Source organism: Aliivibrio sp. SR45-2, from assembly GCF_963890165.1.
Taxonomy (GTDB): Bacteria; Pseudomonadota; Gammaproteobacteria; order Enterobacterales; family Vibrionaceae; genus Aliivibrio; species Aliivibrio salmonicida.
This window is the reverse complement of the sequence record NZ_CAWPRC010000205.1, coordinates 42715-60498: the sequence shown is the minus strand read 5'-3', so window position 1 is coordinate 60498 and position 17784 is coordinate 42715. Positions and strand designations below refer to the sequence as shown.

The window sequence follows — 17784 nt, the reverse complement described above, 5'->3', positions numbered from 1 at the left end:
CCTGCCAATTTAAACCACCAACAAAAGTGAGTAAAGGCGGGGAAATATTTAACATTAAATCGTAAGGTTCACATGAAAATATCTCTTTCTAAAGCCAATTTTCGCGATATGGATCGCCTTGAAGAATCAAACTACTTATTAACGAATGGATTAGGTGGTTACTCTTCTCTTACCCTTGCAGGATCGTGCACCCGTACCGATCACGCCTTATTTATGGCAAGCCTTGTGGCACCAAACAATCGTTTTAGTTTTGTTCGTCATCTGGATGATCGCATTACCTTACCAAGCGGTGAATGCCACCCACTCTCTTCACAAGCAAATGTAAATCCTTATGACACCGTTGATTCAACGCTGTTGTTTGATAACTTCAGTCAAACTCATCTTCCTGAATTTACTTATCGTATTCGTGGTATTGAAATCACTAAAACGATTGTGATGGTTCAGGGTGTAAATCGTCTTGCCGTAAAATATCAAATATTCAATCCATTGGAACAAGCATTTACGTTGAATGTAACACCAAAATATCACTTCTGTGCAAAAGGACAGAATCTATCAAGACAACAAGAATTTACACATCAAGATGGCCACATCAGCAGTAATGACCAGACCTTAGCTTATCGTCATAATGGCGTAGATTCCGCATTAGACACGCCTCGTTATGAATCAGGCCTGTTCTTCTCTTATGATGCACGAGATGGCCGCCCTGCGACTGACGCTCAAATGTCACTGCATACTATCGACTTTACCGGTAGCGACACTCACGAAGCATTTTATGTCATCTTTGAAGCAGAAGAAGAACGCGCTGCCTTACTAGCAACTCAATCAGTAGATGCCATGATTGATACTGAAATTAAACGCCAAAAAACCTATATTGAACAAGCTCAAATTAAGAGTGTTTTTGGCCAACAACTCGTGCGCGCCAGTGAGCAATTTGTGGTTGATCGTGACTCTACCGAATCAAAATCCATCATTGCCGGTTACCCATTCTTTGCTGATTGGGGACGCGATACCATGATTGCCTTATGGGGTTGTAATTTATCGACCAACCAGTTTGAAGACGCAAGACAGATCTTCCGCACCTTTATTCGTTATGAGCGTCGTGGCGTATTACCAAACCTCTTCCCAGAAGCTGGGGTTGAGCCAATGTATAACACCATTGATGCCTCTCTGTTGTTCATTGTGAGTCTTTATGAGTATTACCAAGCCAGTGGTGATGTAGAGTTCATTCGTGATGAAGCATATCAGTGCATGAGCAACATCTATCAGCACTATCGCAACGGCACCGATTTTGACATTAAGATGCTAGATAATGGATTAATTAGCGGCGGAAGTGGCTTTGACCAACTGACTTGGATGGACATTCGTTACGGAGATATCGTACCGACACCAAGACATGGTTGCGCTGTAGAAATCAATGTGCTTTGGTTTAATGCGTTGTCTATTTTGGATTTCTTTAACCAAAAACTGAACAAACCAATGCCAGAATTACCAGCGCTTGTAGAACAAGTAAAAACCACCTTTAACGACGAGTTTTACAATGATGCGGGTTACTTAAATGATTGGATTAAAGAAGGTGAAGTAAACCAACAAATTCGCCCAAATCAAGCTTATGCCGTTGGCCTTCCTTACCCAATATTAAGTCAAGAAAGAGCACGTTCGGTCATTCTTACCATTTATAAAGAGCTATATTCACCCTTGGGTTTACGCTCGCTTGCAATGAGTGATCCTGAATTTAAAGCCGTGTGTACAGGCTCGCATTTTGACCGAGATATGGCCTACCACCAAGGCACAGTTTGGGGCTTTATGATTGGTCAATTCTTAATGGGAATCTTACGTCAATTCCCACAAGATAAAGACTTAGTTCGTATTGTGGAGCAGTTTATTGAGCATAACCAAGATGGCCTATATGAAGGTTGTATTGGTCAATTGGCTGAAATCTATGATGGTTACGCACCAAGTCAATCTCGTGGTTGTTTTGCTCAAGCGTGGAGCGTCAGTGAAGTATTACGCGTCGTGAAATATTACGAACAAACGCACCAAAAATAGAATTTCATATTTAAATATTATACCAATCACAGTAAGTAAGTGAACATAAATAGCGCAGGAAAAATGCTTGAGAACAAGGCGGCACTTTTCAACAAAATAGTTTCGATAAGTAGTTATTCTACAATCAAAAATTTCAACACAGTTATCGAGCATTTTAACCAGCTAGGATGATCAGTTATTTACTACGATTGGTATTATCCCAACCTGAGTAGCTATTACGTCAGATAGTTATTCTGGTTGGTACTTTCATTAAACGGTATTAATCATGATTACAAAAGCAGCGATTTATCATAGATCTCACTCAAGTTATTCTTATACTTATGATAAGGATACCCTCCACTTACGCATTCGCACCGCAAAAGGCGAAGTCAATAACGCCACGCTAAGAATTGGAGACCCATACGATTGGACATCCGGTGGCGGTGGCGGCAACCTCAATGCAGAAGATGCAATGGGTTGGAGTGGCGGCGAAAACTTTGTTATGGAAAAAGAGTGTGAAACAGAACTGTTTGATTACTGGTTCTGCGAAGCACAGCCTCGATTTTTACGTGCTCGTTATGCTTTTATTCTGGAAAGTAAAGAGAGCGAAACACTGCTCGTTACTGAAAAACAAATCTTCACAATCACCGATGATGCAGATCCAGTATTAAGCCAATTACTCAATTTTTACTGCTTCCCATACATGAACCCTATCGATGTATTTAACCCACCACACTGGGTAAAAGAAACGGTTTGGTATCAAATATTCCCTGAGCGCTTTGCCAATGGTGATCCATCAATTTCACCTAAAAATGCACTGCCTTGGGGGTCTAAAGATCCTAAAACTAACAGCTTCTTTGGGGGGGACTTACAAGGTGTTATTGACCATCTTGATTACTTGCAAGATCTCGGTATTACCGGTTTGTATTTCACACCAATTACTCAAGGTAAAACTAACCATAAATACGACACTGTTGATTATCTAAACGTTGATCCGGCTTTTGGTGACAACGACACCGTAAGAACCTTAATTTCGGAAGCCCATAAACGTGGGATGAAGGTAATGTTAGATGCCGTATTCAATCACATTGGTGCCGATTCTATTCAATGGCAAGATGTCATCAAAAACGGCAAGAACTCCAAATACATTGATTGGTTCTATGTTGAACAATTCCCTCTTGTGGACGAGTCTAAAAAAGATCAACACAGTAAAGAGTATCTCAACTACCGCGCTTTTGCCTTTGCGCAAAACATGCCAAAGTTAAATACTGAAAACCCAGAAGTGATGGAATATTTACTTGAAGTCGGTCGATACTGGGTACGTGATTTTGATATTGATGCGTGGCGCTTAGACGTTGCAAACGAAGTAGACCAACGCTTCTGGCGACGATTCCGTGATGAGTTAAAAGCAATCAAACCTGAGATCTATATTTTAGGTGAAGCATGGCATGACTCAATGAATTGGCTTGCTGGTGACCAATTTGATGCCGTAATGAATTACCCATTATCCGACGCCATGATAGGATTTTTTGCTCAAGGAAATCTAAGTGCTAATCAGTTCAAATATGCAGTCAATGATGTCAATACCAGCTACCCTATTACGGTTAATGAAGTGGCGTTTTCATTATTAGATAGCCATGATACGGCTCGTATTCTTCATCGCTGTTCTGGTAATAAAGACAAAGTAAAACTGGCGTACTTATTCCAATTTACTCACAGCGGTACACCTTGTATTTATTATGGTAGTGAAATTGGCTTAGATGGCGGGGCTGATCCATTAAATCGTAAATGCATGATTTGGGATGAAACTCAGCATGATATGAACATGAAACATCACATCATGCAGATCATTAAATTACGCAAAAAACATCCTGCATTAAGCACTCATGGTATTAAATGGTTAATGGCGGACGACACGCAGCAATCTCTGATTTATCAAAAAGAAAATGGCACTGACTGCATTACCATTTTTATGAATAACAGTGAAAAATCAGTAGACATCACATTACCAAGCCTACTTTCTGAACAAAATGTCATTGATATTTATAACGAAACACCTTGTACATTGATGAAAACAATAACATTGCCTCCATTTGGCTTCGCCATGTATCAAAACGAGTAGCAATCAGTAGAAATCCAATTATAAGCAACATAAAATAGCTCTTTCTTATCAAAGCAAAGAGCTATTATGTTTAAGTTAATGATTCAATTCATTCAAGTAGCTAAAACACAAAATGTCACTCAGGCAGCCAATAACCTCTGTTTAAGCCAGCCGACATTAAGCCATAACATGCAAAAATTAGAAGAAAAGCTTGGCAGTAAACTGTTTGATCGTAACTCAAAAGGGATCACTCTCACATCAAGTGGCGAGTTACTTTATGAGCAAGCAAAAATGATGCAAAATCTGTATGAAAACACGCTCAATAAACTAGAAAAAAATAAACTGAGACACCAGACTGAACTCAAAATTGGATGCGGTGACGCGTGGTGGCATTTATTTATTCGTGATTACGTACAAGAATTTAAAGACACTTATCCTCACAGTAATATCTCAATTGATGTTGGTAATCACCTTCAATTAATGAATCTTCTCTTAAGTGATGAAATCAGTATTTTCGTTGGTCATGAAATATTAGGCTTAGCGCAATATGAAGACATCTTATTCCATCCCCTTTTTCAATGCAGTGAAGAAGTTTACGTAAGAAAGGGACACCCTTTACTTGAAATCACGTGTAGTAATGAAGACATTGCTCGCTTTCCATCCGTTGATTTAGGGGCAGCAAAAAAACGCTTTTTGCATTTAGTTCAAAAACAAAATGAAGCGTTAAACTCCTTTCAGAAGCGTCACTATTTACAAGAAAAGGTTATCTACAATACCAACTCACTGTTAACCGCCATTGATTTATTACAAAACAGTGATGCTATTTTGCCTTATCCAATTACAATGAGAGATTATTTTGATGGGTTTGATCTCGTTCCTTTACAGATGAAAGAGTGTTTTAGTAAAGCAACGATTGGCGCATATCTACACAAAGATAAATTACAAAATAAACAAAGCGTCGCACTATTAGAACAACTCAAAGAATTAATTAAAAACAATCCAAAAATCAATGGGCCATTTTGATTTTTCTCGTCATTTTTTGAATCTAAAAAAGGAGAACATACGGTCTCCTTTTTTATATTTAGCTATTATAACCACATAGAATCTCGGTAAATATTACTTAAATAAACTCACTAGGTATTCCATATTTTCAGACAGTACTTCAGTATTTGAATAAATTCCGACTACGCCTTGTTTATTCTCTTTCATTGGTAAGGTGACAATGTTTTGCTGTGTCATTTTTTCTTTGATCTTATCGGTATAAGGCATAATGGCATCGCTCATTTTAAGCATATCAATACTGGCTTTTAGTGAGTCCAATTCATAAACCACTTTGGCTTGCTGCGCTTTGATTGCAAAGGTTTCAGCCCCTTTATCATTAAGTACTTTCCCGTCTCGACTATGATCTGGCGTTACTTTTATCTGTGGGTAATCATGCACGTTTAGTTCTCCTCTACTTAATAAAGGGTGCCCTTCTCGAACATATAAGGCTTCGCATTCAGTAAATAATGGAATAAACCGCACTCGGTTACGAGAATCAATATTTTCTATTTCATGACCGATAAATAGATCTATATCACCATTAAGCAAATGACTTAACATTGATAAGCCATTACCAAATTCAATATAAAGCGAATTATTGGGATGTGTCTCTATAAACTGTTTAATTACATCCGCAGCAAAACATTCCCACCACGCTTCACCAATACCGATTTTAATTTTACCTTGGCTGCGGGCTTTCATGTCTGAAAGTTGATGCATCATTTGGCCATGTTTTTCATAAATATCTTGTACATAGCGGTAGTAAACCCAGCCAGCACTGGTAAGTTCAACCCCTTTAGATTTACGATGAAACAATAACGTATCCAATAACGCTTCTAATTTTTGAATGGCCGTCGTTAACGTTGGTTGGCTAATGCACAATTTATCTGCCGCGGCTTTAATGCTTCCTTGGCGAGCCACTTCATAAAAGTAGCGATACTGCTTTTCCATCATTACTATCCATATCATAAGTTCAACTCTACCATACTCGTGATATAAATTTTTTCTATATCAGAGTTCAAATTATCAATTATTCATGCCGACTTAATTTCGCTATATTAACGTTACTTTCTTTAATGAATATTGGATATCAAGATGGAAAAACGTTGGTGGCATAACAGTGTGGTTTATCAAATTTACCCACGCAGCTTTTATGATTCAAATAATGATGGCATTGGTGATTTACAAGGCATTATCAGTAAACTCGATTACTTAACCACTCTTGGTATCGACGTTATTTGGCTCTCTCCTGTTTATCAGTCTCCAATGGATGATAACGGCTATGATATCTCTGATTATCAAGCCATTGCCGCTGAATTTGGTACAATGAATGACATGCGTGAGTTAATGCAAAAAGCAGAGCAACGTGGCATTAAAATCGTAATGGATTTAGTCGTTAACCATACCTCCGATGAGCACCCTTGGTTTGTTGAAGCAAAAAACAACAAAGACAGTGAATACCGTGATTTCTATATCTGGCGTGATGCTGATGAAAACGGTGAAGCGCCAAGTGAGTTAGGCTCTATCTTTGGTGGGACTGCATGGGAGTGGGATGAAAAGAATCAACAATACTTTTTCCACTTATTTTCAAAACGTCAGCCAGATTTAAACTGGGAAAACCCTGCTGTTCATCAAAAAGTGTTTGATATGATGAACTGGTGGATAGACCAAGGTATTGGTGGTTTCCGTCTGGATGTGATTGATTTGATCGGTAAAGAAATCGACAAAAAGATCACAGGGAACGGGGAACGTCTTCACCCGCTTCTTCAACAAATGAACCAAGCGACCTTCGGTAATAAAGATCTATTAACTGTGGGTGAAACATGGGATGCCACGCCAGAAACCGCGCAGCTTTATAGCAACCCTGCTCGTAACGAACTATCAATGGTGTTTCAGTTTGAACACATTACTCTGTTATGGGAAGACGGCGATAAGTGGAAACCAAAACCGTTAGATCTTAATGCCTTTAAGCAAGTGATGATTAAATGGCAGCTTGAGTTAAGCAATAATGGTTGGAACTCACTATTTTGGAATAATCACGATTTGCCTCGTGTTGTTTCTAAGTACGGTTGTGATGGTCAATATCGTGTTGAATCCGCGAAGATGTTAGCGACAACTCTGCATTTATTGAAGGGAACACCGTATATCTTCCAAGGTGAAGAGATTGGCATGACTAACGTGGCATTTGATACGTTAGAAGAATACAAAGATATTGAAACACTGAACTTCTATAAAGTGAAAACTGAATCAGGCGTCAATCATGAGACCATGATGAAAGGCATTCATGCCAATAGCCGTGATAACGCGCGTACACCAATGCATTGGGACAACTCTGCGCACGCAGGTTTCACTCAAGGATCGCCTTGGATCTCATTGAACCCGAATTTCCCTGAGATAAACGTTGCTGCGGCTTTGGAAGATAAAGATTCTGTTTTCTATCATTACCAAAAACTGATCGCACTGAGAAAACAGAATCCTGTAATTGTATATGGTGATTTCATTCCACTGTTTGAAGATCACCCTTCGGTATTTGCTTATGAGCGTAAAGATGCAGATCAACATTTAGTCGTGCTAAATAACTTTACTGCCAAGCCTCAGACGTTAACTCTTCCTGAGCATTTAACGGGCAAAGAAGTAGAGTGTTTAATTGCAAATCTAGAACCAGTAATTCATTTTGGAGAGCAACTAACACTCGCACCATATCAAAGTATTGTTGTAAGGATGTAAGCTAGATATCCACTTAATCGATACCCCCTCCCACTATAGCGCTCTATTACTTTACGAGTAAATAGGGCGTTATTTTCTAAACTATCCACTCCAAATTCAATTTATTTATCGCTCTTCAAACCTCTCTCTTTAAATACATTTAAAGTATTGCCACTTACTGGTTTTTTCTTGCTAAAACATGTTAAATATATGTACTACACTAGATCTTAACGTATTATTTATCGCTCTAATATATATTAGAGCAAACAAGAAAAAGAGTACGCTACTAACGCTTACTCATTCACTCTATTCCAAAAAACAATCTAAAACATGAGTACATATCGGAAGACTAAACGATTAATAACCTAAACAATGAGCATCCTTAAAACCAGTTAGAATCAGAGATTAAAATACATTAGCAACAACGAAGAAAAAACTAAAATCTTATAAAGTATAATATGTAAAAAATACTCACCATCGATAGGTTCTTGATTTTTCATCACCATAAACTAGACAAAACAACACGTTAATTAAAAGTAATTATAAATAAAACACAGCGCTACATCATCAAAGAAAATGGGGGTGCCGTCTAGAATCCAACGCCAAAAAGACGTAAACCAATCATGGTTTCTCTGTGTAAATAAACAATACAAACTGAACTATTTATCGTCAGTGAAGTCTACTATTAGCTAGATCACATTTTTGATTATTTCCAATTTTTTTATTTTCGCTATTTCAGCATTATTTTCAATTTTTAAATATCTCCTCACGTGACTCTTCTCTCATAAATAAATCCAATATCTACACCAAGTGTGATTTTTATCAACAGAAGACCTCCTGCCTCGTTTTCTCATCCCTAAGCCTACGCCCTCTCTTTTATAAAAGGAGGAGGAGTTAAACATTCTCATTTATTTTTAATCTGTATCTCGTTCAATAACGACGACGATGTTTACTTGCTTCCCTACACAGCTTTAGTTAAGTAAACATTTTCAAATCAAAATATCCTTTAAAAAGGAAATAGGATTTTAAGATGAAAATGAATAAATACACTTTGCTTGCTGCCGCTGTTTCTACAGCGTTATTTTCAGGCGCTGCTCTAGCAGAAACAGACATTGCTTTAGATGTGATTACGGGAGACGAAGCCGCTCCTCAAGTTGAAAAAGTAAATGGAACTGATGTATTAACAGATGGTTGGGAAATACACGGTTACGGGTCTATGAACTTCCGTATGGTCGATGGCGAAACAGTAGATACTGAATTTGGTAAACCTGATTACCTAACGGCTGGTACTCACGGAAAAAGTACTAACCAAGTTGAATTTGTAATCAAAAAACACACCGAGCATGCGAATGGTGTTTGGTCTGACTTTGTTGTTCGTTCTGAATACGGTAACGGAAACTCTTATGCTTACTCATCTCCTGGTAGCCAAAAAGACAACACAACAGCCCAGTTTGAAATTAAAGAAACCTTTGTTGAGATTGGTGGCTTATCTTACCTAGGCGAAGATACCTCTATCTGGGGTGGCCAACGTTACCTAAACCGTGCTGCAGGACTTCTTTCTGGTGAATTTTGGAAACAATCATCAGGAGTTGGCGCAGGTATTCAAACTAAAATTGCTGGCAATACTGCAGGTTTTGCTATTGTAGCTGCGGATACTGATGGTGATATAAATAACGGTCCAGGTACTGATGGTCGACAAACGTTAACATCGCATGATTTATACTATTACGGTGTTGATGTTGGTTTTGGTAGCTTAGATTTTGATTTCAAATACATAACTCAAGCTAACGCTGAACATGATGATGGTATCGGTGCTTCTATCACATTAAACTCTAGCTACTACGGCTTAGATGGTTGGTCACAAACCGCTATCGCTTACGGTAAAGGTGCGGCTCAAAACCGAGGCGTAAACTTTGGTAGCTGGTCTGGTGGTGATGACAATGCAGAATCTTTATTCTTAACTTCTTATGGTGTCGTAAACATCTCTGAAAACTGGCAAATGGGTTCTGAAATCACTTATTTTGCAGCTCTAGATGAACTATTTGGTGCCAAAGATTTAAAGCGCTACCTAATTGCTGCTCGTCCATCATATAAAGTGAATGACAACCTACGTATCGAAATGACGGGTTCTTATGGTCACGAAGAAGGTGAAAACGGTTATTGGGGACGCACTGGAGACGCGGTAAAAAATACCTATTTAAATGCTGAATTAGCCGCTGCATTTACCGTTAATGCAGATTACTTTGGTCGACCACAAATCAAACCATACGTAAGCTACATTTCAGCTGATGATGAGGCAAGTGCAAGCCGTATTGGCATTAAAGATGGTAAATCAGAAACAATTATCGGTGTTCACACTGAAATTTGGTTCTAATTACTTTAAAATTAAAGGCAGCCAAGTCGGCTGCCTTTTTGCGTTTATTTATCTGATCATGGAGAATCTTGATGAACACCAAAAAATTATTACTTAGCTTATTTGTCGGCCTTTCTTTAACCGCATGTTCTTCGACAGAAATCATTCAAGAACCCATTGTTCCTATTGCCTCTTCTGAAGTTTGTTGCAGTAACTTTTCTCAATTTCCATGGATCTCATTAAATACAACTGAAAATATCGATTTTCAACTCGATTCAGATTCACCCATCGGTCATTTCTCTGATGGTAATAGTTATTTTAATGCCTTCAAATTATCTGAACGTTCAGGAAAAGTGCAATTACGTCTTTCTAGTTTAATGATTAATGACTCGGTCGTTGCTCCTAAATTGATCGCGCTTGACGACCAGTTCAAAATTATCAGCACCACAAATTTAGAACAATTTAATATTAAAACGTCTGACGCTTTTACCCGTACTCAATTTCAATTAAATTTCAATCTTGATGCGACAAAAACCCCTTATTTTATTATTTACTCGTCAGAGGCTTATTTAGGTCAATCAATAAAAGTAAAACACCCAGCAAGAATCAGAGCTGAAGAATTAGGTGAAGCCATGCCAATGGTCACAGACCCGACTTATACCTATAAGCGTTTTGGAAAGCTAACCTTGTCAGTAAAAACACTGTCATTACATGCGCATAAAGCACCAAAACAGCAAATGACACCTCTCACTGTATCAGCTCAACCTGAGACTCAATCGTTTTACCATAATGCGATTATTGAAGCGGTGAAAACAAATGATATAACGAAAGCACTCGCCTTATTAGAAGAAGCAAAAGCATTAGGGATTAAAGATGCCAAAACGGTTTTTGTTAACGCGTTAGAAAGTAAAAAATAAAATAAAATAAACAGAACACAAAAAAGCCTTTAAGGATCATCCTTAAGGGCTTTTCCTGTTAGTAAAAACAAACAGAATGATATTTTTTAAAAATAAATAACTTCTGGTTAAGTCGATCACAATATGTACTTAGTAAATAATATTATTCTTCACTTAATTTATAACCTCTACTAATAAATATATGGGAATAATTAACCGTGAATAATATTAATACAATATTTAAACATTCTTATTTGGCTAAATCTATTTTAACAATAATAACATCCTCACTACTTTTTGGCTGCAATTCACCGTCTGAAGAGACCGAGCTTCCGGTTGAACAAAACAACACCATTAAAGTTTATTTTAAATCAATATCTGATCACTACGATAATGCCAGTTTATATGTTTGGAATGATGAAAACTGTGGTGCTTATGTTAATAAAACCCCAAATGCCAATGATTGGAATACAGGGTTAAAACCCGATGGTAAAGATTCGAAATTTGGAGTGTATTGGTCACTCAACGTAGATAAAACACACGCTTCTCAGTGTGTGAATTTTATTCCACGAATCGGCGAGAATAACGACAAACCTTTAGATGATTTCAACGGTAGAGTCGATTTATCCCAAACAAATGCTGAAGGGGAAGTATTCACACAAGAAGGAGTTGCTGCCGTTTACCCTGAGCTTATTCCAACTGGTGAGATTCCAGTGAATCATGCTCGTGTTTATATGAATACTCCTGATGGGGATACCAATGCATTCCGTCTTCATGTATGGAATGAAGGCTCGTGTACTAACCTTAACGGCATTAACTCAGCGTGGCCGGGAATTGAATCTTCAGGGGTTAGTGATACTTATGGTGTGTATTGGGATATTCCTATCAATGGTACTGATAACTGTTTAAATATTATCCCAAATACAAGACAAGACGGTGACTATCAAACCGCAAATTTAAAAATTGAATTTGATAAAACGACCGCAATAGGTAACGCCGCTTTCATTTTCAAAGGTACCGATAAAGTCTATTACGATCCGATGGCAAATAAACCCGTTAATTCAATCGAATTATTAGGAGCCAGTGCTATTTTCGCTAACGACAACACCCTACTCATAAACAGTAAAGAAGCGACTAAAATAGAGTTATATTATGCAAAAAATGCAGGGATGAGTTTTGATAGCAGAACCAGAAAAGTGCTTGGTTCCGATAGTGTGATTAACAGCAGTACATTAAGTCAATCTGAAGAATGGAAAGGTGCCGAAAAAAAACCACACCTAGCCTCTGATTTTATCGCTTTTGATATCGATTTTTCTCAATCAACCCTCTCTCTAAAAGAGGCATTAAAAGGGCAATTATTACTTGTTGCTTCTGATGATAACGGTGCAATTAAAGCGACCGAAGTTCAAATAGCCAGCGCCCTAGATTCACTGTATGCATCTCAAGCAACCAGCGAAAAATTTGGTGCCATTATTAATTCAAATAACAGCACCACATTCCGCCTATGGGCACCAACGTCTCAGTCAGTTTCTTTGGTTTCTTATGACAACAACAAGCAAGAAAATAAAAAGATCCCAATGGTCTTTAACCAAACAACCGGCAGTTGGGTCGCTGAAGAGACAGAATTAACACACGGTGATTTCTATAAATACGAAGTCACTGTTTATCATCCTGCTACAGATAAAATTGAAACCTATCAAGTCACTGATCCTTATTCACTGAGTCTTTCAACCAATTCAGAATTAAGCCAGGTGATTGATTTAAATAATGCTGAAGTGGTGCCTACTGGTTGGAACAAACTCACCTCTCCTCATGCACAAAATAACCCTGCTGAATTTATTTTATATGAAGCTCACATACGTGATTTTTCAGCATTAGATCAATCAACCCCTACCAGTAACAGAGGAAAATATTCAGCGTTCAGTCAAGCTGATTCAGCACCCGTTAAGCACTTAAAGTCACTCTCTGACTCTGGCGTTTCACACTTACATTTATTACCAACTTTTGATATCGCGACCATTAATGAAGACACGACACAAGTCGCTAATATTGACGAATCATTCGTAAAATTATGCGGTTTAAAACCAACAATAAAAAATGACAATGATTTTGGTAGTTACTGCAATACAAACGACAGCATTGCCTCTGTATTTACGGCCATGCTAGTAAAAGATTCTCCAGAAAATGCAGTCATACAACGCTTAAATAGTTATGTACGTGATGTTGATGGTTTTAATTGGGGTTACGACCCATACCACTACACCGTCCCTGAAGGTTCTTACTCAAGTAACCCTGATGGTATGACTCGAATTAAAGAGTTCCGTGAAATGGTTATGGCCATAAAAAATGACATCGGAATGAATGTGGTCATGGATATTGTCTATAACCACACCAATGAAGCCGGAGTAAGCAATAAATCGGTTTTAGATCGCATTGTTCCTTGGTATTACCAACGCTTGAATGAAGTGACGGGTAGCGTCGAAAATTCAACCTGTTGTTCAAATACAGCACCAGAAAATGCCATGATGGGGAAATTAATCTCTGATTCATTAGTCGTTTGGGCCCAAGATTATAAAATCGATGCTTTCCGTTGGGATTTAATGGGACATCATCCAAAAACTCAAATTATGGACACACTTTCAGCGGTTCAAAAAGTAGACCCTAACACCTATTTCTACGGGGAAGGTTGGAATTTTGGTGAAGTAGAAAATGATCGTCAATTTACTCAAGCGACTCAATCAAATATGTACGGCACAGGCATAGGTACTTTTTCCGATCGCTTACGTGATTCCGTTCGTGGCGGTGGTCCATTCGATTCAGAAATGGGATTGCGTGAAAACCAAGGCTTTGGTAATGGTGTGTTTGTATTACCTAACGAACAGGATAAAACAAGCAAAGAAACAGCACTACACCTCGCTGATTTAACTCGTCTAGGTATGGCGGGCAACTTATCTGACTTCCTTTTTATTGACAGTAAAAATAACAGTATTAAAGGCTCAGAGTTAGATTACAACGGTCAACCGGCTGGTTACGCAAAAGACGCATGGGAAATACAAAATTACGTCTCAAAGCATGACAACCAAACCTTATGGGACAACAACCAATATAAAATTGGTTACAGTGTTTCTGCAGAAATTAGAACTCGTATGCAAGCCGTTTCATTAGCAACTGCGATGCTCGGTCAGGGGGTTCCATTTACCCATATGGGCAGTGAATTATTGCGTTCTAAATCAATGCAGCGCGATTCTTATGACTCAGGTGATTGGTACAACCGTGTCGATTTTACAGCACAAAATAATAACTGGGATGTGGGTTTACCCCGTGAAGATAAAGACGGAAGTAACTGGACGGTGATTCAAGATGTCATCGATAACTCTGCGGAGAATACCGTACCAACAGCCGAAAATATCGAAGCAATGAAAGCCTTCTATGAGGAGTTTGCATCATTGCGAGCCTCTTCAGGTTTACTTACCTTAGGCCATGGCAATGAAATTATTAAACGTGTGAAATTCCACAATACAGGCAACAGTCAAACCGTTGGTGTCATTGTAATGAGCATCGATAACAGCGGCAGTAACTACGACATCACTATTGACCAACAACGTGATGGTCTACTCATTGTGGTAAACGCAACCCCAACAGCCATCCGTGAATTTGCTAACGTTGATGCAACTGGCTACACCCTTCACTCAATTCAAGCAACGAAAGGAAATAAATCAATTTCACAAAATAAGTTGGCCGTATCAAGTATTACTAACAATAAAATAAATACCCCTGCATGGTCTGTGGCCGTTTTTGAAAAACCTCATAATTAACACCACAATCTTCAGTAATAAAAGGGCTTCTTCATGATGATGTAGAAGCCTTTTCTCAGGTTACTCATAATCCTCAACCTCAACTTACTGAACAACGTAAATCCACGAGAAAAAGTAAGTGTGATCACTCTCTATCTATTAAAAATAATTAATTTAGCGATCGTTATTTGAACGATATGGTTAAAAACAAACAATAACGTTTGTTTTTCAGGCAGTTGAACTAAATTTTAGAGAAAATACTTTACAAGAAAATCAACTCACACTATGATACGCGGCATTGGAGGGATGGCTGAGTGGTCGAAAGCACCGGTCTTGAAAACCGGCAACCGTTAATAGCGGTTCTAGGGTTCAAATCCCTATCCCTCCACCACATTCTAAGCCCTAGCAGAAATGCTGGGGCTTTTTTGTATCTACTGCATTATAAATCACAACAATAAGTATTAAGCGAGACGATGTCTCTTTTCGTCCCGCTCAGAAACCAATCACACTATCTGTTTCTTTTTAACCCGCCTTTCTAAATCAATACAGTTAATATCCCGTTGATTACACACGATAACCCATTATTTATACTGTCGGTTTTGAAGTGGATGACCGGTTCGCATTCGAGAGACCAAGAGTGACTGCATCGTACCCTCCAAACACTTGGAAAGGACGTAAATCAAACAATGGCATAATCGAGTAAATATGATCGAAAATATCTGCCTGTACCCCTTCATAAAAGACCCAGTCAGTATTATTAGTGAACGCATAGATTTGCAATGGCAGACCTTCAGCCGTCGGCTCTAGCTGGCGAACCATAAACATCATGTATGGATGTATGTCTTTATGGGTACGTAAATAAGCAGCTAAATAGGCACGAAAGATCCCCATATTAGTCATTTGACGGATATTGCCCAAATGCGGAATATCATCTAACTCTTCGTTAAATGTTTTTATCTCTTTTGTTTTTTCAAATAGATATTCTCTAAGAATTCGAATATCTTTCAGTGATTCAACCTCTTCATCTGTCATAAAGCGGATAGAATTAACATCAATATTAACCGCGCGCTTAATACGTCGGCCACCAGAATCTGACATTCCTTGCCAGTTTACAAACGCATTTTGAACAAGTGCATAAGCCGGTAACATACTTACCGTATTATCAAAATTTCGCACTTTAACCGTGGTTAATGAAATTTCTTCCACCGTACCGTTTGCTTTATAGGCATCCATTTCGATCCAATCATTTAAGCTAATCATTCGGTTAGCTGAAAGCTGTATCCCTGCCACAAATCCTAAGATGGTATCTTTGAATACCAACATAACAAAACCCGTTGCCACACCTAACCCACTTAAAAATATCACGGGTGATTCACTAGCAAGAATGGACATTGAGACCACAATACCGACAAAAAAAGCAAACAGTTTAGTCAGCTGAACAAAGCTCTTTATCGGCATACGACGCGTAATGCCTTTAGAAGTCGCAAAATCATTAAGTGCATCAAGTAATGCAAACAACATAGCGAGAAATATAACAAGAATCGAAATACTCAGCAGCTTATCAGCAATCGCAGAAAGTAAGTTGTAATGCCCTAGCGCCAGAGGAATAAGTAAATCGAGAATAGTAATAGGCACAAGAAGAGTCAACTTTTCGAACACTTTATTATTTGAAAAACTCTCTAATAAAGGTTTGTTTGCTCGATGAAGAACATTCGTTATCGTTCGAACAATAATATGGCGAGTAATGAGATAACTAATCGTTGCAACACCAATAACAACGAGGACAAATACCGCAGTAAGCTCTAAACCGTAAGGGTCACTATTAATACCGAAGGAACTCAGTTTATCTGAAATATAATTACGTACATGATGCTCTAGCAAGTTACTGTCCTTATTTTTTCTTATATCACAGAGATAAAGAAGAATGCAGTATGCGTATACCACTTTGAAATGATAATAATTTTAGGCTCTTGAATTGTTTGCTACAAGCGCTATTTTCAGTATAGCTCTCACAAACCAAAAGAGTTCCGTAGAGTCGACGTAATCATTACCAGTCTGCACTTTTCTTGTACGATAAGAATAAAACGTGAGCGTAATCACAAAATTTGGAAACTTAGTTTGCTTATCAGTTAATTAGCATTTTATCCACTACACTACCTAGGTCCCTTACATTTAACTCAGAGGTTAAAATGGAAACTCAAACGCCAAGTCAGGCATTAATTTCAAAAAGCTGGAAATACTTTATTACTGTTGGTGTCATTGCCGCAGTGGCAGGGTTAGGAGCAACAAGCCTACCTGTAATGGCTGGTGTGACGATTTCAACGATTATCGGGGTCGTATTACTCATTACTGGTTTAGTTCAGGCTTACCATACGTTCCGCATTCATTCGTGGAAAGAAAAGCTATGGTACGTTGTTAGTGCCCTGCTTTATATTATTGGTGGTTTATCTATTCTTTTTAAACCGTTAGAAGGTTTGATGACAATCACAACCATCATGGTCGTGGTAATGATCTTTAATGGTCTATCCCGTATGATTTTTGGGTTCACAAACAAAAACCTTCCTGGTAGCAATATGGTGGTTCTAAGTGGTTTGCTCTCTGTTGTTATTGGTGGATATTTCTTCTTCCTTTTAAATAATCCTGAGTTTTCATTATCACTACTAGGTACATTTGTTGGTGTTTCATTATTAATCGAAGGGATCAGCTTTATCTTCCTTGGTTTCAATATGAAAAAACTGCTTAACAATACTAACTAGAGCAACACGCACCCAATAATATACCTAGCCCACGATGCTTCTTTCTAAGAATAGTATGGTGGACTTTGTTGTTTAAATGACTCTCAGTAACCCGCTCTCTGGTTATAAACAC

At 38.2% G+C, this 17784-nt stretch carries 10 protein-coding genes and 1 tRNA gene; 9 read left to right on the top strand and 2 right to left on the bottom strand.

Annotated features, from left to right (window positions below; genetic code table 11):
* Nucleotides 1-72 precede the first annotated feature (72 nt).
* The 3 genes from AACV33_RS19640 to AACV33_RS19630 all read left to right on the top strand — a co-directional run bounded on the left by AACV33_RS19640 (nt 73) and on the right by AACV33_RS19630 (nt 5149).
* Nucleotides 73-2046: an amylo-alpha-1,6-glucosidase gene (locus AACV33_RS19640; protein WP_182699562.1), complete on the top strand. Its 1974-nt coding sequence runs from the start codon at nt 73-75 to the stop codon at nt 2044-2046.
* A 265-nt stretch (nt 2047-2311) separates the two neighbouring features.
* A complete protein-coding gene (locus AACV33_RS19635) occupies nt 2312-4147 on the top strand; it encodes a glycoside hydrolase family 13 protein (RefSeq protein ID WP_182699561.1) in 1836 nt (611 codons plus the stop codon).
* A 66-nt stretch (nt 4148-4213) separates the two neighbouring features.
* Nucleotides 4214-5149 carry a LysR family transcriptional regulator gene (locus AACV33_RS19630; RefSeq protein WP_182699560.1) on the top strand — a complete coding sequence of 312 codons (936 nt, stop codon included), beginning with the start codon at nt 4214-4216 and terminating at the stop codon, nt 5147-5149.
* A 93-nt stretch (nt 5150-5242) separates the two neighbouring features.
* Here the strand turns inward: AACV33_RS19630 and AACV33_RS19625 are convergent, their stop codons facing one another.
* Nucleotides 5243-6118: a LysR family transcriptional regulator gene (locus AACV33_RS19625; RefSeq protein ID WP_065609460.1), complete on the bottom strand. Its 876-nt coding sequence runs from the start codon at nt 6116-6118 to the stop codon at nt 5243-5245.
* 144 nt (nt 6119-6262) lie between these two features.
* On the opposite strand from AACV33_RS19625, the gene AACV33_RS19620 reads away from it, so the two are divergent.
* The 5 genes from AACV33_RS19620 (at nt 6263) to AACV33_RS19600 (ending at nt 15307) form a co-directional block, all read left to right on the top strand.
* Entirely contained in the window at nt 6263-7894 is a 1632-nt protein-coding gene (locus AACV33_RS19620) for a glycoside hydrolase family 13 protein (protein WP_182699559.1), read from the top strand.
* 1009 nt (nt 7895-8903) lie between these two features.
* Nucleotides 8904-10247: a carbohydrate porin gene (locus tag AACV33_RS19615; RefSeq protein ID WP_017020906.1), complete on the top strand. Its 1344-nt coding sequence runs from the start codon at nt 8904-8906 to the stop codon at nt 10245-10247.
* Between the two features lie 71 nt (nt 10248-10318).
* A complete protein-coding gene (locus tag AACV33_RS19610; protein WP_182699558.1) occupies nt 10319-11143 on the top strand; it encodes a MalM family protein in 825 nt (274 codons plus the stop codon).
* A gap of 197 nt (nt 11144-11340) precedes the next feature.
* Entirely contained in the window at nt 11341-14937 is a 3597-nt protein-coding gene (pulA, locus tag AACV33_RS19605; protein WP_182699557.1) for a pullulanase-type alpha-1,6-glucosidase, read from the top strand.
* Between the two features lie 279 nt (nt 14938-15216).
* Nucleotides 15217-15307, top strand: a tRNA-Ser gene (locus tag AACV33_RS19600).
* A 194-nt stretch (nt 15308-15501) separates the two neighbouring features.
* Here AACV33_RS19600 and AACV33_RS19595 read toward each other — a convergent pair.
* A complete protein-coding gene (locus tag AACV33_RS19595; RefSeq protein WP_023604515.1) occupies nt 15502-16797 on the bottom strand; it encodes a mechanosensitive ion channel family protein in 1296 nt (431 codons plus the stop codon).
* A 308-nt stretch (nt 16798-17105) separates the two neighbouring features.
* Here AACV33_RS19595 and AACV33_RS19590 point away from each other — a divergent pair, with 308 nt between their 5' ends.
* Complete coding sequence (locus AACV33_RS19590) at nt 17106-17672, top strand: HdeD family acid-resistance protein (protein ID WP_017021795.1); 567 nt, start codon at nt 17106-17108, stop codon at nt 17670-17672.
* Nucleotides 17673-17784 lie beyond the last annotated feature (112 nt).